Source organism: Corynebacterium afermentans subsp. lipophilum (assembly GCF_030408375.1).
Lineage (GTDB): Bacteria > Actinomycetota > Actinomycetes > Mycobacteriales > Mycobacteriaceae > Corynebacterium > Corynebacterium lipophilum.
Map to the genome: position 1 here is coordinate 1,552,138 of NZ_CP046530.1, position 19,146 is coordinate 1,571,283.

18 protein-coding genes are annotated in these 19,146 nt (G+C 66.4%); all 18 read right to left on the reverse strand.

Annotated features, from left to right (window positions below; all coding sequences use genetic code 11):
* Positions 1 to 99: 99 nt before the first annotated feature.
* The 18 genes from CAFEL_RS07410 to CAFEL_RS07495 all read right to left on the reverse strand — a co-directional run bounded on the left by CAFEL_RS07410 (position 100) and on the right by CAFEL_RS07495 (position 19,089).
* A complete protein-coding gene (locus CAFEL_RS07410; RefSeq protein ID WP_194559546.1) occupies positions 100 to 411 on the reverse strand; it encodes a YggT family protein in 312 nt (103 codons plus the stop codon).
* A gap of 18 nt (positions 412 to 429) precedes the next feature.
* Positions 430 to 924 (reverse strand): cell division protein SepF, encoded by a 495-nt coding sequence (locus tag CAFEL_RS07415; protein WP_194559547.1) that lies wholly within the window; start codon positions 922 to 924, stop codon positions 430 to 432.
* A 38-nt stretch (positions 925 to 962) separates the two neighbouring features.
* A complete protein-coding gene (locus tag CAFEL_RS07420) occupies positions 963 to 1,661 on the reverse strand; it encodes a YggS family pyridoxal phosphate-dependent enzyme (protein WP_194559548.1) in 699 nt (232 codons plus the stop codon).
* Complete coding sequence (pgeF, locus tag CAFEL_RS07425; protein ID WP_228496179.1) at positions 1,654 to 2,379, reverse strand: peptidoglycan editing factor PgeF; 726 nt, start codon at positions 2,377 to 2,379, stop codon at positions 1,654 to 1,656. The genes CAFEL_RS07420 and pgeF overlap by 8 nt, the downstream gene beginning before the upstream one ends.
* Before the next feature lie 14 nt (positions 2,380 to 2,393).
* Entirely contained in the window at positions 2,394 to 3,584 is a 1,191-nt protein-coding gene (gene ftsZ / locus CAFEL_RS07430) for a cell division protein FtsZ (RefSeq protein WP_063938856.1), read from the reverse strand.
* Positions 3,585 to 3,717: 133 nt separating this feature from the next.
* Positions 3,718 to 4,365: a cell division protein FtsQ/DivIB gene (locus CAFEL_RS07435; RefSeq protein WP_194559549.1), complete on the reverse strand. Its 648-nt coding sequence runs from the start codon at positions 4,363 to 4,365 to the stop codon at positions 3,718 to 3,720.
* A 1-nt stretch (position 4,366) separates the two neighbouring features.
* Positions 4,367 to 5,788 (reverse strand): UDP-N-acetylmuramate--L-alanine ligase, encoded by a 1,422-nt coding sequence (gene murC / locus CAFEL_RS07440; protein WP_194559550.1) that lies wholly within the window; start codon positions 5,786 to 5,788, stop codon positions 4,367 to 4,369.
* Complete coding sequence (gene murG / locus CAFEL_RS07445; RefSeq protein WP_194559551.1) at positions 5,785 to 6,867, reverse strand: undecaprenyldiphospho-muramoylpentapeptide beta-N-acetylglucosaminyltransferase; 1,083 nt, start codon at positions 6,865 to 6,867, stop codon at positions 5,785 to 5,787. Before murG ends, murC begins: the two co-directional genes overlap by 4 nt.
* 7 nt (positions 6,868 to 6,874) lie before the next feature.
* A complete protein-coding gene (locus CAFEL_RS07450) occupies positions 6,875 to 8,155 on the reverse strand; it encodes an FtsW/RodA/SpoVE family cell cycle protein (RefSeq protein ID WP_353959464.1) in 1,281 nt (426 codons plus the stop codon).
* Between the two features lie 171 nt (positions 8,156 to 8,326).
* The gene (murD, locus tag CAFEL_RS07455; RefSeq protein ID WP_194559553.1) at positions 8,327 to 9,730 is read right to left on the reverse strand and encodes a UDP-N-acetylmuramoyl-L-alanine--D-glutamate ligase; all 1,404 of its coding nucleotides are present in this window, start codon (positions 9,728 to 9,730) and stop codon (positions 8,327 to 8,329) included.
* Positions 9,727 to 10,827 (reverse strand): phospho-N-acetylmuramoyl-pentapeptide-transferase, encoded by a 1,101-nt coding sequence (gene mraY, locus CAFEL_RS07460; RefSeq protein WP_194559554.1) that lies wholly within the window; start codon positions 10,825 to 10,827, stop codon positions 9,727 to 9,729. The genes murD and mraY overlap by 4 nt, the downstream gene beginning before the upstream one ends.
* Positions 10,828 to 10,863: 36 nt before the next feature.
* A complete protein-coding gene (locus tag CAFEL_RS07465; RefSeq protein ID WP_194559555.1) occupies positions 10,864 to 12,384 on the reverse strand; it encodes a UDP-N-acetylmuramoyl-tripeptide--D-alanyl-D-alanine ligase in 1,521 nt (506 codons plus the stop codon).
* Positions 12,381 to 13,865, reverse strand: coding sequence for a UDP-N-acetylmuramoyl-L-alanyl-D-glutamate--2,6-diaminopimelate ligase (locus tag CAFEL_RS07470; protein ID WP_228496180.1), 1,485 nt, complete (start codon positions 13,863 to 13,865; stop codon positions 12,381 to 12,383). The genes CAFEL_RS07465 and CAFEL_RS07470 overlap by 4 nt, the downstream gene beginning before the upstream one ends.
* Before the next feature lie 21 nt (positions 13,866 to 13,886).
* On the reverse strand, positions 13,887 to 15,776 hold the full coding sequence (locus CAFEL_RS07475) for a peptidoglycan D,D-transpeptidase FtsI family protein (protein WP_290171978.1): 1,890 nt from the start codon (positions 15,774 to 15,776) through the stop codon (positions 13,887 to 13,889).
* Positions 15,777 to 15,967: 191 nt separating this feature from the next.
* The gene (gene ftsL, locus CAFEL_RS07480; RefSeq protein WP_290171979.1) at positions 15,968 to 16,546 is read right to left on the reverse strand and encodes a cell division protein FtsL; all 579 of its coding nucleotides are present in this window, start codon (positions 16,544 to 16,546) and stop codon (positions 15,968 to 15,970) included.
* Positions 16,547 to 16,642: 96 nt separating this feature from the next.
* Entirely contained in the window at positions 16,643 to 17,656 is a 1,014-nt protein-coding gene (gene rsmH, locus CAFEL_RS07485) for a 16S rRNA (cytosine(1402)-N(4))-methyltransferase RsmH (RefSeq protein ID WP_194559559.1), read from the reverse strand.
* Positions 17,657 to 17,847: 191 nt separating this feature from the next.
* Positions 17,848 to 18,282 carry a division/cell wall cluster transcriptional repressor MraZ gene (mraZ, locus tag CAFEL_RS07490; protein ID WP_034998527.1) on the reverse strand — a complete coding sequence of 145 codons (435 nt, stop codon included), beginning with the start codon at positions 18,280 to 18,282 and terminating at the stop codon, positions 17,848 to 17,850.
* Between the two features lie 414 nt (positions 18,283 to 18,696).
* Positions 18,697 to 19,089: a DUF3040 domain-containing protein gene (locus tag CAFEL_RS07495; RefSeq protein ID WP_194559560.1), complete on the reverse strand. Its 393-nt coding sequence runs from the start codon at positions 19,087 to 19,089 to the stop codon at positions 18,697 to 18,699.
* Positions 19,090 to 19,146: the final 57 nt, after the last annotated feature.

Genomic DNA, 19,146 nt, shown 5'->3' on the forward strand with positions numbered 1-19,146 from the left:
TACTCGCTAGCGCGAAGCATTGTTTGCTGAATTGTAACGGTTTCGCTCGACGAGTGTAGTCCAGCCTAGCTGTAAAGCCGGGTTAAAGCTCAAGTAAAGCTACTGAAGCGCCGGATTAATTAGCACGGCGCCGATGAGCATCTGAATGAGCATAAGGATGAAAAACAGGACAATGACACTCACATCCAGGCCCACCCCGCTACCGCCGAGCTTCAGCGGCGGGATAAGTTTGCGCAGCGCATTCACTGGCGGATCCGTCATCCGGAAGATGGGCTCGGCCACCATGATGAACCAGTGCGGCGGGTCGAACTGCTTGGAAAACGCCTGCACCATCTCGATGATGATGCGCACGATAACCAAAAGCGAGTACAGCCCCACAAGGGCGTAGATGATTGCTCCGAAAAGTGCCACGCCGAACCACCCTACCGGCTAGCGCAAGCCAGCAGCACGCTTGAGGTCGTCTTTCTCCAGGTTCGCGTTCTCCGGCACGATAGCGAACATCCGCTTGCGCGTCTCGACGCCGCGGGAGAGGTTGTGCATGCTGCCACGCAGTGCGAAGCACAGGCCAGCGGCAAAGTCCACGATGCGTTTCGCGTCGGCGGTGTCCAGGTCGGTCAGGTCCATGACCACAGCGTCGCCGTCACGGAACGGCTCGCCGATCTCCTTGGCGTCGTTGTAGTTGCGCGGCGCGGCGGTCACGATATGCGGAGTGGAGCGGTAGCTCGGGCGGATAGCTTCGCGGCCGTAATCGCGGGGGGTGGGGCGGTCCATACGGGACGGGCGCTCGGCGCGCGGGGTGCGGTCATACGCGGTAGAACCGGCGGCGCTTGAGTTGTACTGCGGGTCGTCGTAGTACGCGTCGTCCTCGGCGTTTTCCACGGGGCCGAGGCCGAAAAAGTCTTTAGCACTGTCGAAGAAGGACATGCGGGCGGCTCCTTTTATGGGGTGATTCGCGGTGGATTTCAGACTACGGGCCGGGGCCCGAGGAGGGCTGTTCCGACACGCACGATATCGGATCCGCAGGCGATGGCGTCGACGAAATCGCCGCTCATACCTGCGGAAAGTCTCAAGTTGCGGTTGAGCTTGGCGGCGTAGTCATCTGTCAACGAGCGCGCCTGAGTAAACACCTCGCGCGGCTGCGAATCCAGCGGCGGCACGACCATGAAGCCGGCCATTTCAAGGTGCTCGGATTCCTCCACAGCTTCCACGATTGCGGGCACGTCGTCGAGGTGTGCGCCGCCGCGGGCAGAGTCGCCGTCGTAAGACAGCTGCACCATGCACGGCAGGATCTTGCCTGTGCGATCGCCGCGCTCGAGCGCGAGCGCCATGCCTCGGTCGAGCCCGTGGGCCAACTTGAGCGAATCCAGCGAGTGCACCTCGGAGGCCCAGCGCGCCACCCAGTTGGCCTTCTTGGATTGAATCTGGCCGATCATGGCGATGCCGCAGCGGCCTTCAAGCTCGGCAGCCTTGTCGCGGGCTTCTTGCTCGCGGTTCTCCCCCACCAGCGCGATGCCGAGCGAAGCGAGTTCTTCGATGCGTTCTACCGGGTGGAACTTCGTCACCGGCAGCAGTGCCACGCTGCCTTCTTCGCGGCCGGCGGCACGCTCCGCGTCGCGGATCTGTTGGCGGACAGTGTCGAGGTTTCTTGCGAGATCAGACATTAGGCATCCAAATTACGCCAGCCTGCCGCCCGGTTACACCTTCTCGTCGGTGGGAGAAGAAATCCTTGTCGGTGATGGTGTCGCGCGGATCCGCGTCGATGTGGGTCACGCCCAGGCAAAGCAGCTGGCGCACCAGCCCGGCGCGCACGTCGATGCCTGGGGTGCCCTTCTTTGTGCGGGTGCGGGAGCCGGGCAAATGCTTCTCGACGTCTAAAGCCATCCCCTCCGGGACCTCATACGACTCCCCGGCGGCGGCCGGCCCCAGCAGCACTTGAATGCGCGAGGGCTCGGCGCCAAGTTCCACCATCGCCTCGACGGTGTTTTTCACGATTCCGTTGCGCGCGCCCATGCGCCCCGCGTGCGCCGCGCCGATAACGCCGGCGGTGTGGTCGGACAGCAAAACCGGGGTGCAATCCGCCACGAGCACGCACAGGGCCAGGTTCTTTTGCCTGGTGACGAGGGCATCGGTGGCTTCCACGGGGGTGGCCGAAAGTCCGTCGACAAGTGTGACGGTGTTGGTGTGCAGCTGCTCCATCCACACGAAGCGCTCCTCGGGCAGGCCGAGCACTTCAGCGAGCCTGGCGCGGTTCGCGGCGACGTCAGAGGCGTCGTCGCCGACGTGGGTGCCAAGGTTGAACGAGTCGTAAGGGGCAGCAGAAACCCCGCCCGCACGGGAAGTGAACACCATGCGGACGGGGCGAGTGGAAAGATCTGGCATGCCTGCCAGCTTAACTAGCGCATGAAGTCCGGCACATCGACGTCATCGAAACCGCCGTCAAAGCCGCCGTCGCGGGGCTCGCGAGGCTCGCGGGGCTCACGGTCGCGCTCGGTGAACAGGCCGCTGCGGGTGGACGGCTCGTAGCGGTGGCGCGGCTGGTACTCCTCTTTCTTTGCCGGCTCGGCCTCGACGACCTTGGTGGAGGTCTGCTCCGGCTGCGGTGCTTCCTGTTCCACCGGCTCAGCCGTGCGGGCGTTGGCCTTCTCGTCGAAACCGGTGGCGATGATGGTCACGCGGACCTCGTCGCCCAGGTTGTCGTCGATAATCGTGCCGAAGATGATGTTGGCGTCCTCGTCGGCCTTTTCCTCCACGATGGAGGCCGCGTTGTTGACCTCCATCAGGCCCAGGTCGGAGCCGCCGGCGACGGAGATGAGCACACCCTTGGCACCCTCCATGGTGGTTTCCAGCAGCGGGGAGTTGATGGCCTGCTCGGTAGCCGTCATCACGCGGTTGTCGCCGCGGGCGGAACCGACGCCCATCAGCGCGGAGCCGGCGTCGGCCATGACGGAGCGCACGTCCGCGAAGTCGACGTTGATCATGCCCGGGATGGTGATGAGGTTGGTGATGCCCTGAACACCGTTGTAGAGCACCTCATCCGCCGCACGGAAGGCCTCCATCATGGACAGCTCGGCGTCGCCCAGCTGCAGCAGGCGGTCGTTCGGGATGACGATGACCGTGTCGCAGACTTCCTTGAGGTTCTCGATGCCCTCGAGCGCCTGCCGGGTGCGGCGCTTGCCTTCGAAGGTGAACGGGCGGGTGACCACGCCGATGGTCAGCGCGCCCATCTTCTTGGCAATGCCGGCGACCACCGGGGCGGCGCCGGTGCCGGTGCCGCCACCCTCGCCAGCGGTGACGAAGACCATGTCGGAGCCCTTCAGGGACTCCTCGATCTCTTGCTTGTGATCCTCGGCCGAGGTGCGGCCAACCTCAGGGTTCGCGCCCGCGCCGAGGCCGCGGGTCGCCTCGCGCCCGATGTCGAGCTTCGTGTCGGCATCAGTGAACAGCAGTGCCTGGGAATCGGTGTTTATCGCGACAAACTCGACGCCCTTGAGGCCTTCCTCGATCATCCGGTTGACGGCGTTGACACCGCCGCCGCCGACACCGACGACGCGGATCATGGCGAGGTAGTTGGCGGGAGAGGTCATAGTGGTGGTCTCGCCTTTCACAAGTTGGTTTTTGAAGTTGCTTCCCATCTTGTGCGAAAGTGCGCGGTTTTTTGTTTTCTGGGTCGGCGTGTCACAACCCTAAACCTGTACTTTAGGGTTGTGACCTGCGGTTTTAGCGCGAAGTGACCAGCTCCGGGTTGGAAATGTTGAATGTTTTTCCGTCCAGCTGCAGCACCGTCTCAAGCGCAAGCGCCTTGTTCCGGTTGTCCTCGGACGCGCCCCACGTAACTGTCCTGTCACCGTCGAGCTTGAGCACGAAACTGTGGTCCCCGTCGCGGGTTAGTTCGCGGACCTGTGGGCGGGCCACGTCCGTGATCGCGGAGGCCACCTCCACTGCCTTGGGCAGCTGCTCTTCGCTGATGCCGACGAGCTGCACGGCCCCCACCGGCGGCTGGGCCACAACGAAATCCTTGCCCTCACTGTTGATCAGGTGCGGCTCGCCGCCCTGGTCGATCCAAGCCACCGGGGTGTGCTCCACCACCGTGACATCCACCGCGTTGGGCCAGTTGCGCTTCACCGTCACCGAGTCCACCCACGGGTTGGCGGCCACGTCCTGGGCGGCCCTGCGCACATCGACCCGCCCCATCGGGGTGCCCGTCTCCACGCCGGAAAGCGATTTCACCTCCTCGGCAGGCAGGTTCACCGCCCCCTCGACGTTGACGTCGTCGACGGGCATGGCCGGGGTAAACGGGAGCACCGCCACAACCGCGAGCACAAGTGCGACGCAGCCGGCGACAATCGCGATGGCGCGGCGCGACATGCTACGCCTCCTGCAGGGCGGCGAGGATCTCGTCCGCAAGCATGGTCACACTGCCCGCGCCCATGGTCAGCACCAGGTCGCCGGGTTTCACTAGCGACGCCACGGTCGAGGGCGCCGCCGAGAAGTCCGGCTCCAGATGCACCGGCACGGTCATCTTCTCGGCGATGATCCGGGAAGTCACACCCTCCACCGGCGTTTCACGGGCGGCGAAAATGTCCAGCAGCACGCAGTCGTCGCTCAGCGAAAGCGCTTCGGCGAACTCTTCGGCGAATTCCTGGGTCCGCGAGTACAGGTGGGGCTGGAAACAGACCACCACGCGGGCGCCGCTGCCCTCGGCCTCAACCTTGTCGCGCGCGGCGGTGAGCACGGCGTCGACTTCCGTCGGGTGGTGGGCGTAGTCGTCGTAGACGCGGGTTCCGCCCACCTCGCCCTTGAACTCGAAGCGTCGGCGCACGCCGGTGAACTCGCTCAGCCCTTGGGCGAGTTTCTCCGGGGCGGCGCCCACGAGCGCCCCCGCAAGCAGCGCGGCCGCGGAGTTGAGCACCATGTGGCGGCCCGGAATCGCCAGCGTGTACAACACGTCGCCGGAGATGCGGTCGGTGCGAAGCTGCACCTCGACCACGGTGTGCTCGCCCTCTTGGCGCTCGTTGGTGACCACGGCGCCTGCCGGGATCTTCGGGTGGCGCGCGGCTGCCTCCGCGGTGCCGTATCCGGTAACCGTCAGGCCGCGCTCCAGGGCGCGTTCGCCGCAGGCGGCGGCGTTGTCGTCGTCGAGGCAGACAACCACGTGCTTGGCAATGTCCGCGAAGTCATCGAAGACCTGGAAGTACTTCTCGCGGGTGCCGTAGAAATCCAGGTGGTCCGGTTCGATGTTGGTGATCACCGCGACGTCCGGCGAGTAGCGCAGCAGCGAGGCGTCGGACTCGTCGGCCTCCGCCACGAACACGACGCCGTGGCCATGGTGCGCGTTGGTGCCGGCCCGGTTGAGCTGGCCGCCGATGGCAAACGAGGGGTCCTCCCCCGCCGCCTGCAGCGCCACCACCGCCATCGAAGTCGTGGACGTCTTGCCGTGCGTGCCCGCGAGCAGCAGCTGGGTCGATCCCTCCATCAGCTCCGCAAGCAGGTCGGAGCGGCGCAGCAGCGGAATGCCTTCACGCTTGGCGCGCACCAGCTCCGGGTTGTCCTGCGGGATCGCGGCGAAGCTGGTCACCACTGCGGTGGGCAACTCGCCGGACAGCTCCAGGTTGGCCTCTGCGTGGCCGAGCGCGACCTTGGCGCCCTTGGCTTTCAGCGCGCGCACCGGGCGGGAGTCCTTGGCGTCGGAACCGGTCACGGTGGCGCCGCGGTCCAACAGGATGTGCGCCACGCCGGACATGCCGGACCCGCCGATGCCGATGAGGTGGACTCGGGAGAGATCTGTCATTTTGTGTCCTTTCCAGCAGACGCGGCGATGCGCGCGGCAAGGTCCTCGGCAACACTGCCAGCGCCCGAATCCTCGAGCGCCGCGCGCATTGTCGCGCGAGCCTCTGGTGCAACCAGGGGCAGCAGCTTATCGACGAGCACGTCGCCGCTCAGCGCCGCATCGTCGATACGCAGGGCCGCCCCGGCGTCGACGAGGTGGGCGGAGTTGAGTCCTTGCTCGCCGTTGCCGTGTGGCAGGGGGATGTAGATGGCGGGGATGCCGGCGGCTGAGTTTTCCGCGACCGTCATCGCGCCGGAGCGGCACACGACCACGTCGGCGACGGCGTAGGCGGCCTCCATGTCGTCGATGTAGGGCACGGCCGTGTAGTGGTCGTGCGCTGCGGGCGCGTCGTTTTTGCGGCCGTAGGCGTGCAGGATCTGAAACCCCGCGCCGGTGAGCCGCTCGACGGCGTCTGCCAGTGCAGCGTTGATGCTCACCGCGCCTTGGGAGCCGCCGGTGACCAGAATGGTCGGGCGGCCCTCCTGAAGGTTCCACGTGCGCAGGCCCCGCTCGCGCTTCGCGCCGTCCGGGTCCACGCCCACGCCGGGGCGCACTGGCACGCCGACGACCTCGCCGTCCATGCCGGAATTCGGCACCGCGTTGAACCCGGTGCCGCCAATTTTGACGCCCAACTTGTTGGCCATGCCGGCCAGCGCGTTGGTCTCCAGCACGAAAAACGGCAGGCCCAGCTGCTTCGCGGCCAGGTACGCCGGGCCGGAGACGTAGCCGCCGGTGCCGAAGACGGCGGCAGCGCCGCAGCGCTTCATCGCCTGCTTTGCCTGGCGCACACTGCGTGCCAGCTTGAACGGCACGGACACGAGCTTCCACGGCTTTTTGCGCGGGATCGGCACCGGGTCGATCAGGGAGAGCTCGAATCCGCGGGCCGGCACGATGGTGGTTTCAAGGCCGCGTTCGGTGCCGAGGGCGACAACGTTGGCCCCGTAGGCGTCGCGAAGCACCTCCGCGACTGCGAGGGCGGGCTCGATGTGGCCCGCGGTGCCGCCGCCTGCGATGACGACGCTGAAGTTCTGGGAAGTCATTGCTCTCCTAACGGCGCGGGGTCCGGCGGTGCGGGGGCCTATGGTAAGCCGCGGCGACCGGCTGGGTCACCGGCGTGCCGTAGCGCTCGCGGCGCGGCGCGGCAGCTGGCGCCTGACGGCGCTGTTTCAGCGCGCGGGGCTCGGCGATGAAGAAGATGCGGTCGAACACGGGGCGGCCGTAGTTCTGCATGGACGAGATCGCGTCCGGCTCGTGACGCGCCACGGACGCCAGCACACCCATCGCGCCGAGAGTGAACACAGCCGAGGAACCGCCGGCGGACAGCATGGGCAGCTGGATGCCGGTGACCGGCAGCAGTCCCACCACGTAGGCCATGTTGATGAAAGCCTGGGAGACCACCGTGGCGGTCAGGGACGCAGCCATGAGCGTCTGGTACTGCGTCTGCGCGCGCAGCGCGGTGCGCATACCGAAGAAGCCCAGCAGCGCGAACAGGGTGATGACCAGCGCGCCGCCCCACAGGCCGAGCTCCTCGCCGATGACGGCGAAGATGAAGTCGTTGCGCGCCTCCGGCAGGTAGAACCACTTCGCGCGGGACTGGCCCAGGCCCACACCGAAGATGTGGCCGTCCGCCAGAGAGAGGAAGCCCTGGTGGGACTGGAACGCGACACCCCGGGTGTCGTCGAAGTGGCCGCGCAGCGCGTCGAAGTAGACGTGGAAGCGGTCGGAGCGGAAGCTACCGGAGAGGAAGATCACCACCAGCGCCACAACGCCCGAGGCAGCCACCACGCCGACGGCCTTCAGCGACACACCTGCAAAGAGCAGGATGAACGCCACCACGACGGCTAAAGACAGCGCCATGCCCATATCGCCCTGCATGGCAATCAGCAGCACACAGAGCAGGGAAACAGAGATAAACGCGGCAAACCCGTTGTCCGGGACGAACAGGCGGCGGGGGTCCTTGTTGGACAGGATCTTCGCACCCCACATGGCGATGGCCACGCGGGCGAACTCGGAGGGCTGCAGCCGCAGCGGGCCGACGACCAGCCAGGACTGCGAGCCCACCTCGGCGCGGCCGGTGCCCAGCGGCGTGAGCACGGCGATGAGCAGCAGGATAGCGATGACCATCAGCCAATTGCTCAGGCCCCGCAGCCGCTCGGGCGGCGTCTTCAGCGCCGCCCAGAAAGCGATCAGGCCGAGGATGACCATCGCGAACTGGCGCACGGCCAAAGACCACACGCTGGCGCTGGAGGCGAACGAGGTCGCCATAGAGGAGCTCATCACCATGACCACGCCGAGGCCGGCGAGGAAAAGCACGATACTGCGGATCATGGTGTAGTCGATCAACGGCCGGGAATCGAGCGCCTCCTGAATGCGCCTGACCCCTGCGCTGAGCTTCGATGGGGCGTCCGGCCGTGGTGCGCGTTGCCGGGGTGCGCGTTGAACCGTCATGCTGCCCTTTCGATTGGAACCGCGGAAGAAAACCTCAACCTTTAGTTGAGCTTACTTGTTGTGCGGGTTCCAGTGTCGCATTGCAGCGGCCGCGAATGCGTCGCCACGCGCAGACATGCCGGAAAACATGTCCAAGCTCGCCGCCGCAGGCGCCAAAAGCACGGTGTCGCCCGGCTGTGCCTGCGCGGCCGCCCACGCGACGACCTCGTCCATCGCCTGCGACGGGTCCTGCGCGTCGGAGACAAACACGGGCACCTCCGGCGCCGCCTGCTGAAGCGAGGTGCGGATCAGCTCCCGGTCCACGCCCAGCAGCGCCACCGCGCGGAACTGCTTTGCATGGGCCTTGACCACAGCGTCCACGGACGCCCCCTTGAGCTGCCCGCCGGCGACCCACACCACGGAGCCCGCGCCGGTGAGCGCCGAATCCGCCGCGTGCGGGTTGGTGGCCTTGGAGTTGTCCACCCAGTCCACCCCACCGCCGGAGTGCACGAGCGTGCCGCGGTGGCCCGCCACCTGGTATGCGTTCAGCGCGCGCTGGATGTGCTCGGGCGTGGCCCCCTGCGTCAGCGCCACCGCGGTGGCGGCCAGCGCGTCCAGCACGCCGGCGGCACCGGCGGGCTCGATGCCGTCAGCCGATGCGACATCCACGGTCGCACCGCCAAGCTTTGCGACGATGCGTCCGCCCGCCACACCAACCTGGCCGTCCGCCGGCTCGCCGAGCGTGAACCCGACAATGTCGTCGCGTCCCGTGCTGGCGGCGATGCGCGCCACCTCGGTGTCGTCGACGCCCGCCACCGCCACAGGCGCTTTGAGCACCTTCGCCTTGGCCGCGGCGTACTCGGCGAAACTGCCGTGCCAGTCGATGTGATCGTCCGCCAGGTTCAGCAACACACCCGCATCCGGCACGAGCTGGGAGGACCAGTGCAACTGGAAGCTGGAAAGCTCCGCCACCAGCACATCCAGGCGCTCGGGCTCGAGCATCGCCTCCCCCACCGCGACGCCGATGTTGCCGCAGGCGCCAGCTCGCAGGCCGGTGTCCTTGCCTGCCTCAATCATCATCTGCGCGAGCATGCCGGTCGTGGTGGTTTTGCCGTTCGTGCCAGTGACCACGAGCCAGGTGCGGGGCTTGCCGAAGACTCCGGCGCGGTCCAGCCGGAAGCACAGCTCGACGTCGCCTATGACGTCGATGCCGGCGGATGCGGCGTCGACAAGCAAGGGCGTATCCGGCCGCCACCCGGGCGATGTGACCACAAGCCCGACCTCATGGAAGCGAGCGCGCGCTTCGTCGCCGGTGCAGGCGTCGTAGCCGGCAGCCGCGGCGCGGGCGCGGCCGGCATCACTGTCGTCCACGACGGTGAAGCGGGCGCCGGCGCGCTCGAGCAGCTGCGCCGCACCAAGGCCAGACACCCCGGCACCGGCGACCAGGGTGTAGTCCGGCAAAATCGGCTGCGTCACAGGTTCGCCCCGTTCAGCCACTCGCCGTAGAACACGGCCAGGCCGAGCATGAACGCCATGGCGGAGATGATCCAGAACCGCACCACAACGGTGGTTTCGTGCCAGCCGCCGTTTTCAAAGTGGTGGTGGAACGGCGCCATGCGGAACACGCGCTTGCCGGTGGACTTAAACGACACCACCTGAATGACCACCGAGAGCGCTTCGAGCACGAACAGCGCGCCGATGATGATCATCAGCAGCTCCGTGCGCGAGCCGACGGACAGGCCAGCGACCAGGCCGCCAAGCGCGAGCGAGCCGGTGTCGCCCATGAAAATTTTCGCCGGGGCGGCGTTCCACCAGAGGAAGCCCACGCAGGCGCCGAAGCCTGCGGACGCCAGGATGGCCAGATCCAGCGGGTCGCGCACGCTGTAGCAGCCGGCGGCCGCTACGGCCTCGCACGAGTTGCGGAACTGCCAGAAGGTGATGCCCACGTACGCCGCCATCACCAGCGCGGTGGTGCCGGAGGCGAGCCCGTCCAGGCCGTCGGTGAGGTTCACCGCGTTCGACCAAGCGGCCAGCAGAATGTAGATGAAAATGAGGAAGAAGATCGTGCCGATCGTCCCGCCGCCGAAGGTCAGGTCGATCGTTTCGATGTCGCGCACGAAGCTTAAAAACTGCGAGCCCGGGGTCAGCCCGTTCTCGTCCGGGAAGCGCAGGATGAGCCAGCCGAAGATGAGCGAGATGGCCAGCTGCGCCACCAGTTTCGCGGTCTTGTTCAGGCCCAGGTTGCGCGACATGAACAGCTTGATGCCGTCGTCCGCGAAGCCGACCAGGCCCAGGGACAGGGTGAGAAACAGCACGATCAGGCCGGTGGCCGTGAACGCTGCGTGGCCTGTGACCAGAGCGACGAGGCTGCCGCCGAGGTAGCCCATGGTGATGCCGGCGAGGATGGCGATGCCGCCCATCGTCGGGGTGCCGCGTTTGCGGGCATGGGACGCCGGACCATCCTCGCGGATCTCCTGGCCCATGGCCCGCCGGTTGAAGTACCGGATGAGCGCAGGGGTGAGGAAGATCGAAACCAAAAAGCTGATGATTCCGGCGCAGATAACTTGAACCATGGAAGTTGTACCTTGCTATTTCTCTACGTCGAGTTTCTACCTAAGCGTATGCCCTTGCAGGAGCGCCTCCGCCACCACCCATAGCCGGGCGGCGTTGGAAGCTTTGACCAGCACAACATCCCGGTCGTCGCGCTCGCGCCAATTCTCCTCCCCTGCTGGCGCGGACGCCAACAGCTCGCGCACGGCCTGCGCGGCTTCGTCGGTGTCGGCGACGGCGGTGGTGTGGATGCCTCTGTCCCCGGCACGCTGAGTCAGCGCGCCCATCGCGTCGGACTTGCCGACGGCCACAAGGTGGGTCACCCGGTAGCGCGCCAACTCGTCCGCGAGCAGCGCATGCTCCTGTGTGGCGCCCGCGCCGAGCTCGCTCATCTCGCCGAGCACGGCCACCGAGCGCACGCCCGGGCGGGCGGCGGCGGTGTAGCCGAGCGCAGCGATGGCCGCGCGCATGGATTCGGGGTTGGCGTTGTAGGCGTCGTTGATCACGGTCAAGCCGTCGGCGCGCGTATTGACGTCCATGCGGTTGACGGACACCGAACTGGCCGCGGAAAGCGCCTCGGCCACGGTGGCCGCATCCATGCCCAGCTCCGTGCCCACGGCCGCCGCGGCGAGCGCATTGCCCACCTGGTGCGCGCCGAACACGCCGAGCGTGACGCGCTGCGGCTCTCCGTTCGGGGTGTGCATAGTAAAGGACGCGCGAGCGACCGCGTCGAGCTCGACGCCCGTGGCATAGTAGTCTGCGGCCGTGTTGCCGGATTCGGAGAAGGTGACCACGCGCGCGTCCGCGCGGGCGGCCATGCCGGCGACGAGCTCGTCGTCCGCGTTGAGCACTGCGACGCCGCTTTCAGGCAGCGCCTCCACCAGCTCCCCCTTCGCCTTTGCGATGTTTTCGCGGGAGCCGAACTCGCCGATGTGCGCGGAGCCGACGTTGAGCACCACGCCGATCTTCGGCGGCGCGATGGCGGCCAGGTGCGCGATGTGGCCGACGCCGCGCGCCGACATCTCCGCGACCAGAAAGTCTGTGTCTTCGGTGCATCGCAGCACCGTGTACGGGTGGCCGATCTCGTTGTTGAAGCTGCCCGGGGGCGCCACCGTCTCGCCAGCGCGCGAAAGCACAGCCGCGATAAGGTCCTTCGTCGACGTCTTGCCCGCAGAACCTGTCACACCGACGATGGTCAGCCCGTGCGAGTCCGTCAGCTCACGCGCGACAGCGGACGCCAGCTTGGACATGCCGTCCACCACGCCCGCCGCGGAGCCGTCCGGGTCGTTCGCTGCCAGGTCCGAGTTGTCGCCCTCGCGGGGCGGCAGCTTCTCGACGATCACCGAAGGCCTACCCACCTCCCTCGTCGTCAACGACGCGGCGGCGCCGGCCTCGGCGGCCTTGTCCACGAAGTCGTGACCGTCCACGCGCGCCCCCGGGAAGGCGACGAAGAGCCCGCCGGGGCCGATTTTGCGCGAATCGAACTCCACAAACCCGGTGACGTGTGTGTCCGGGGCTGCTTCCGGGCTCAAGCGCCCGCCGGTGATCTCGGCGATGCGCGCCAGCGTCATGTCGATCATGCTCGAGATTGCCTTTCTGTGATTGCCCTGCGCATCTCTTCGCGGTCGTCGAAGTGCAGTTTCTCGGTGCCCACGAGCTGGCCGACTTCGTGGCCCTTGCCCACCACGATCACGGCGTCGCCGGGACGGGCCCACTCCACGAGCGCGTCAATGGCCTTGCCACGGGGGCTGACCTCCACAATTTCAGCGTCGGTGCCGGCTTCGCGCGCGCCCGCGAGCACTGACGCGCGGATGGCGGCGGGGTCTTCGGTGCGCGGGTTGTCGTCAGTGACCACCACGAAGTCCGCGCCCTTGGCGGCCTCGGCACCCATCAGCGGGCGCTTGGAGGAATCGCGGTCGCCGCCCGCGCCGACGGCCACGCCGATGCGGCCTTCTACCTGGCCGCGCAGTGTGGCCAGCACCGCGCCGATGGCGGCCGGTTTGTGGGCGTAGTCCACGACCGCGACAAAGGGCTGGCCTTCGTCGATACGCTCCATGCGCCCCGGCACCGCCGCCTGCTCCAGGCCGCGCAAGAACGGCGCGAGCTCCACACCTGCGGTTGTCGCGACCGCCGCTGCGAGCGCCGCGTTGGCCACGTTGAACGCGCCCGGCATAGGCAGGGTGAACTCGTAGGTGTCGTCGGCAGTGAGCTGGATGCGTTGGCGGCCTTGGTCGTCGATACGCACAAGCTCCGCGGTGATATCGGCGTCGCCCGTAGTGGCGACGGTGACCGGTGCCTCGGCGAGCTCGGCCATGCGTTGGCCCCACTCGTCATCGACGCAGACGACGCTGCGCTTGGCGCGCATCTCGCTTCCCGGTTCGAAAAACAGCGCCTTCGCCTGGAAGTAATCCTCCATGGTCGGGTGGAAATCCAGGTGGTCCTGTGAGAGGTTCGTAAACGCGGCGACGTCGAAGTCCGAACCGGTGACGCGGCCCAGCATCAGCGCGTGCGAGGAGACCTCCATGACCACGTGCGTGACGCCCTCATCACGCATCTGCGCGAACAGCCGCTGCAGCATCGGCGCCTCGGGCGTGGTCAGCTCCGTGGCCACGTCCCGGCCCATGATCTTCGTGCCGGTTGTGCCGATAAGCCCCACCTTGCAGCCGGCGGCGGTCAGGCCCTTTTCCAGCATGTAGGTGGTGGTGGTTTTGCCGGAGGTGCCGGTCACGCCGAGGAGCGTGAAGCTTTGCGACGGGTGTCCGTACACCTCAGCCGCCACATAGCCCAAGATTGCCCGCACGTCCTCGACCACCAGCACCGGGCGGCGGTCGGCAGTCTGCTGGATGATCGCCAGGCCGGCTTCGTCCGTAAGTATGGCGCCGGCGGCGGAGTCGAACGCGTAGGTCGCGCCGTGCACGCGGGTGCCGGGCAGCGCGGCGAACAGGCCGCCGGGCTCGACGTTTTGCGAATCAAGGCCGACGAAGGTCACCGGCGCATCCGCGCTCGGCGGGTTGACGATGCGCGCGCCAGCGATGTCGGCGAGCTGCTGCAAGCTTGTCATTGTTGAGACCTCCATCTGTTTCTACTGGCCCTGCAACGGGTACGGCTCTGCCGGCGGGCTCAGCGGCACGTTCTCACGGTTGAGCAGCCAGCCCGAAATCTGCTTGAAAATCGGGGCCGCGGACTGCCCACCGTTGCCGCCCTCGAGCACGCCGCGCTGCGGCTCGTCCAGCATGATGGCGACGACGAAGCGCGGGTCGTCCGCGGGGGCGACACCGGCGAAGGTGATCCAGTAGGCGCTGTTGGAATACGCGCCGGTGTCCGGGTTGACCTTCTGTGCGGTGCCGGTCTTGCCGGAGAACTGGTAGCCCTCCAGGTTGTTGCCCTGGGCCGTGCCGTTGTTGACGCCGGCCGGGTCCTCCTGGAACGCGGCGCGGAACATGTCCAGCGTGGTGCGCGCGGCCTCCTCGCTGATCACGCGTGTGCGCTGCGGCTCCTCCTGCGCGATCTCCTCCCCGTCCGGGCCGGTGATCTTGTGGATGATGCGCGGCTGGATGCGCTCGCCCTCATTCGCGATGGTCTGGAACACGCCGGCCATCTGCAGCGTGGTCCAGCTCATGCCCTGGCCGATGGGCAGGTTGGCAAACGTGCCGCCGGACCACTGCTCCAGCACAGGAAGCAGGCCCGCGGACTCGTTGGGCAGCTCAATTCCGGTGCCTTGGCCGATGCCGAAGCGGTTCAGGTAATCCCAGAACCGCTCCTCCCCCAGGCGCTGGGCCAGCTGGAGCGTGCCCACGTTGGAGGACTTACCGAAGATGCCGGCGGTGGTGTACGGCATTACACCGTGTTCCCAAGCGTCGCGCACCGTAACGCCTGCCATATCGATGGAGCCCGGCACCTGGTGCACCTCGAACGGGTCAGTCAGCCCCTGGTCGATCGCCGCGGCCGCGGTGACCACCTTTGCCACGGAGCCAGGTTCGAAGGGGTGCGACACGCTCGGGTTTTCAAAATCCTTGCCCTGCTTCACCTGCTGGTCCACGTTGCCGTTCGGGTTGATCGTGTCGGTGTTGGCCATCGCCAGCACTTCACCCGTGTGGGTGTCCAGGACCACCGCCTGGGCTTCCTTCGCCAGTGAGTTGGCCTTGGCCTGTTCCAGGGTCTGCTGGACGTAGGTCTGCAGGTCCAGGTCGATGGTCAGCTCGATCTGGGCGCCGCCGACGGCCGGGACGACGTCGCGAAGCGAGCCCGGAATTGACTGGCCGTTCGCGGACACGTCCTCGGTGGAGCGGCCGTCGATGCCTGTCAGGTCCGCGTCGCGGGACGCTTCCATGCCGAACTGTCCCTGGCCGTCCATGGAGACCTTGCCGATGATGTTCTCGCCGACCGCGCCATTCGGGTACTGGCGGATGTCCTGGTGGTCCGCCGCGATGCCGTGGAAGGCCTCCGCGACGGTTGCGGCCACGTCCGGGTCGACGTTGCGCACCAGCACCTCGTAGCTGGAGTCCGCGTGCAACTTGTCCAGGATCTCCTTGGCGCTGACCTGGCCGACCTTGGTGGTCGGCTCGCCGGTGGCGGTGTTCGCAGGTGCGTCACGCACCACCTCCCCGTCGCCGATCATCCCCGGGATCTCGTTCGCCATCGTGCGCAACACGTCCTCGACGCGGGCATCCACCTGGGCCGCGATCTCCTCCGCAGACAGCCCGTCCACGCGCATCTCAAGCTCCTGCTGCTCTTTGAGCTCCCTGCGCAGTTGCACGGGGGAGACGGTCAGGGAGCGGGCTTGCATGGTGTAGGCCATCTTGTTGCCGTCGCGGTCCAGGATCTCGCCGCGGCGCGCACGGTCCACGTAAGTGCGGCTGCGCTGGTCGTTGGCCTGCTCACGGAGTTCGTCGCCGATAATCACCTGCACCCAGAACAGGCGGCCGATGAGCAGGGCTGCCACCGCCAAAAAGGCGATGCCGAGCCAGTACACACGCTTACCCGTAATCTGCTTCTGTGAAGCCTGCGCAGGATTCGGCCCCTTTTTCTCTGGTCTTACCTGCGCGTTCGCGCTAGAACGTGGCACTGCTCACCTCCCATGTCCACTGACTGGTACCCTCCGTTAACGTCGACAACCATCATGCCCCGCCCCCGGGCAGATACCTAGGTGCGCCACGCCAGCCGTCAGGGCCGGGCCGCAACGTTTGCCTGGTACGGCGCAAGATTGTCAATGCGCGGTGCGTTCGCGGCGCCGCCCGGACGCTGCGTCAGCGCATCCTCGAGCTCCTTCGTCGCACGGTCGTCGGAGGATGCGCGGGAAGCCGGGCGGCCGTCGCCGTTGACGTCCACCAGCTTGGAGGCGGACTCCGGGTTATACGGGCGCTGCTCCTCAGCGTGGCCCTCTTCATTGACCGCTACAACACCCGGCTCGCCAGCCAGCACCATGCCCATGGAATCCGCGCGCTGCGCAAGGGCTGCCGAGGAACGACGGTCCTCCAGATCCCGGTTGAGGGACTCGACCTCGTTGACCAGCTGCTGCTCCTTGGCCTGCAGCTTCTGGATTGCGAAGGTCTGCGTGGTGGCGATGCCGGAGAGGATCATCGCCGCAGCGATGCCGATGACCAGCAGCGGCAACGCGATCTGGGACAGCGACGAGAACTTCGAGCGCACCCGTGTGGTGGCCACGCGGCGTCCGCGGACGGACACCACCTGGTTGGACCCCAAACGGCCGCGGGACCGCGGATGCTCCACATGTGGCTTCACGCCAGGCATGGTGCGGCGGGCTGTGCGGGTCTGGTTACGTGTCAGCGTTGCCGATCGCGTTGCTCGTGCGGCCATGGTGTCCGTCCTTTGTCGGGCTTAGTGGGTGGGTTGGGGTGGGCTGAGTTTTTCAATGCAGCGCACCCTCACGGGCGCGGCGCGGGGGTTGCGTTCGATTTCGTCTGCCGGGGCCTTCTCCGCGCCGCGGGTGACAGTGCGGAACTCCGGTTCGGTGCCCGGCAGATCCATCGGCAGGCCGGCTGGGGTCTTCGATGTGGTGAGCTCGTTGAACGCGGCTTTGACAATCTTGTCTTCCAGGGACTGGTAGCTCATGAACACCGCGCGACCGCCGACACCGAGCAGATTGGTGATCACTGGCACGACGTTTTCCACCGCCTCGAGCTCGCGGTTGACCTCGATGCGCAGCGCCTGAAATGTGCGCTTTGCGGGGTGGCCGCCGGTGCGCCGGGTCGCCGCGGGAATGGTGGCGTAGAGCAGCTCCACCAAACGCGCGGCGCGGTCGAAGGGCTCGCGCTCACGCTCAGCGATGACGGCGGATGCGATTTTGCCTGCGAAACGTTCGTCGCCGTACGTCTTCAAAATCCGGGCCAGATCGCCGTGGCTGTAGGTGTTGAGCACCTCGGCCGCGGTGATGCCCTGCGTCTGGTCCATGCGCATGTCCAGCGGGGCGTCGCCGCGGTAGGAAAAACCGCGCTCCTGTTGGTCCAGCTGCATGGAGGACACCCCTAGGTCGAACAGGGCACCCGCGATGCCGTGCTCGCGGGCGGTGTCGAAGATCTCGCCGGCGTTGTTCTCCACCGCCTCGTCGATATGGTCGAAGCGGGACTGCACTGCGGTGAAGCGGTCTTTGAAAGGCGCCAAACGTTCCGACGCCTGACGCAACGCGTTCGGATCCCTGTCCACACCGATCACGCGGGCGTTTGGAAACACGTTGAGAAAGTGCTCTGTGTGGCCGCCGGCGCCGAGCGTGCCGTCGATAAGCACTGCATTTGCCCCGAACGCCTCGACGCTGGGCGCGAGCAGTTCAGCCATGCGGTCGCGCATGACGGGGACGTGACCGTGCGGGTCGTCAGCGAGCGTGAAGTCCGCCATGCCATGCCCTCCGTGTCCCTCGTAGTGTCCCTAGCTCGTGCGGTGTGTCAGCGTTATCAGCGCGGGGAGCGCATAGGGCCCTGCCCGGGGCGGCTGTTCTGATGTCGGGGAAGTACACCAGAACGCTTCACGCCCCGGACAGAGTCCGTACACGCTCTCCGTAGTCGATGCCTGCTGCTGGGTAGTCAGCCCTACAGCAGACCGGAGAGAATGTCGTCGTCATCCGCCGCGGAGAACGCGGCTTCAGTCTCTTCTTGATACTTGTTCCAGGACTCGAGGTCCCAGATCTCGAGAAAATCCACCGAACCGATGACCACGCACTCCTTGGAAAGGTTTGCGTAATCGCGGTGCGCCGGAGACAGGGTGATTCGCCCAGACCCGTCGAGCGTTTGCTCATCCGCACTGGCAGCCAGGTTGCGGATAAATGCGCGTGCCTTGGGGTTTGTGCGGGATGCCGCTGCGGCCTTGCGGGCGCGGGCGGCGAACTCATCGCGCGGGTACACCGCTAACGAGTGATCCTGCCCCTTGGTCACCATCAGCCCGTCCGCGAGGTCCTCACGGAACTTCGCGGGGAGCGTTAAGCGACCTTTGTCGTCGAGCTTGGGAGTGTAGGTTCCCAGAAACATCCGGCGACCTACCTTCCTTCACTTTCAGACGTTGGCTGTGAAATTTTTCTCGGCTTCGTTCCGTACCGCGCACGTAGTCAAGATGCGCGCCACGTCACTCCGCTAGGCCCCACTTTAACCCACTTTCCCCCACAAACGCCACACCTCAGCGGTTATTAGTTCTCGCGTGTCCTGTTATTGCAGTTCAAGGGACACTTTTTGACGTGGGGAGTTTACCCGTAATGGCGCGCACCATCGCCCACACACGCCACTTACAACATCGTTATCCCCACAAATCACGCGCTAGATGGGGCGCCGATTCCCCACTTTCGACCCCCGTGGGGTGCCAGTGGGGAGAAGTGGGGGATTTGGGGAAAGCACGAAAAAACGCCTTCCCGTTTTGCCGGGAAGGCGTTTTCTGTGCGCGAAGCTTACTTACTGACGGTCCTCAAAACGCCGACGGAAGCTCTCCTCCATGCTGGCGCTGCGCTGGGTGCGCGGCTTCGCCGGCCGCGACGCACGTGCAGACGAGGACGGCTGACGCGTCGGGGTACGCAGGGCCATAATGCCGCCGAAGAGCATGACGGCGAAGCCGATGATGCTCAGCACAATCGTCCAGGTACTCAGGCTCGCCAGCGCCACGCCGCCGAGCAGCAGCACGAGACCCAAGACAATCAGCGCGACGCTGCGCATGGTCAATTGTCCGGTCTTGGGTGCGGAACCGAAGCCAGATTCAGTCACGACACTGCTGCCGAACTTCGGGTCGTCCGCGAAGAGAGACTGCTCAATTTCGCGCAACGCCCGCATTTCCTGCTCAGATAGAGACACTGCTCACTCTCCAGATACCGATGGCGGACTGACGTTATCCGTATAACGGCCATGGTA

Coding starts and splice junctions, on each gene's coding strand:
- CAFEL_RS07415 (WP_194559547.1), bottom strand. CDS start 924: ATGTCCTTCTTCGACAGTGCTAAAGACTTTTTCGGCCTCGGCCCCGTG.
- CAFEL_RS07420 (WP_194559548.1), bottom strand. CDS start 1,661: ATGTCTGATCTCGCAAGAAACCTCGACACTGTCCGCCAACAGATCCGC.
- pgeF (WP_228496179.1), bottom strand. CDS start 2,379: ATGCCAGATCTTTCCACTCGCCCCGTCCGCATGGTGTTCACTTCCCGT.
- ftsZ (WP_063938856.1), bottom strand. CDS start 3,584: ATGACCTCTCCCGCCAACTACCTCGCCATGATCCGCGTCGTCGGTGTC.
- CAFEL_RS07435 (WP_194559549.1), bottom strand. CDS start 4,365: ATGTCGCGCCGCGCCATCGCGATTGTCGCCGGCTGCGTCGCACTTGTG.
- murC (WP_194559550.1), bottom strand. CDS start 5,788: ATGACAGATCTCTCCCGAGTCCACCTCATCGGCATCGGCGGGTCCGGC.
- murG (WP_194559551.1), bottom strand. CDS start 6,867: ATGACTTCCCAGAACTTCAGCGTCGTCATCGCAGGCGGCGGCACCGCG.
- CAFEL_RS07450 (WP_353959464.1), bottom strand. CDS start 8,155: ATGATCCGCAGTATCGTGCTTTTCCTCGCCGGCCTCGGCGTGGTCATG.
- mraY (WP_194559554.1), bottom strand. CDS start 10,827: ATGGTTCAAGTTATCTGCGCCGGAATCATCAGCTTTTTGGTTTCGATC.
- CAFEL_RS07465 (WP_194559555.1), bottom strand. CDS start 12,384: ATGATCGACATGACGCTGGCGCGCATCGCCGAGATCACCGGCGGGCGC.
- CAFEL_RS07470 (WP_228496180.1), bottom strand. CDS start 13,865: ATGACAAGCTTGCAGCAGCTCGCCGACATCGCTGGCGCGCGCATCGTC.
- rsmH (WP_194559559.1), bottom strand. CDS start 17,656: ATGGCGGACTTCACGCTCGCTGACGACCCGCACGGTCACGTCCCCGTC.
- mraZ (WP_034998527.1), bottom strand. CDS start 18,282: ATGTTTCTGGGAACCTACACTCCCAAGCTCGACGACAAAGGTCGCTTA.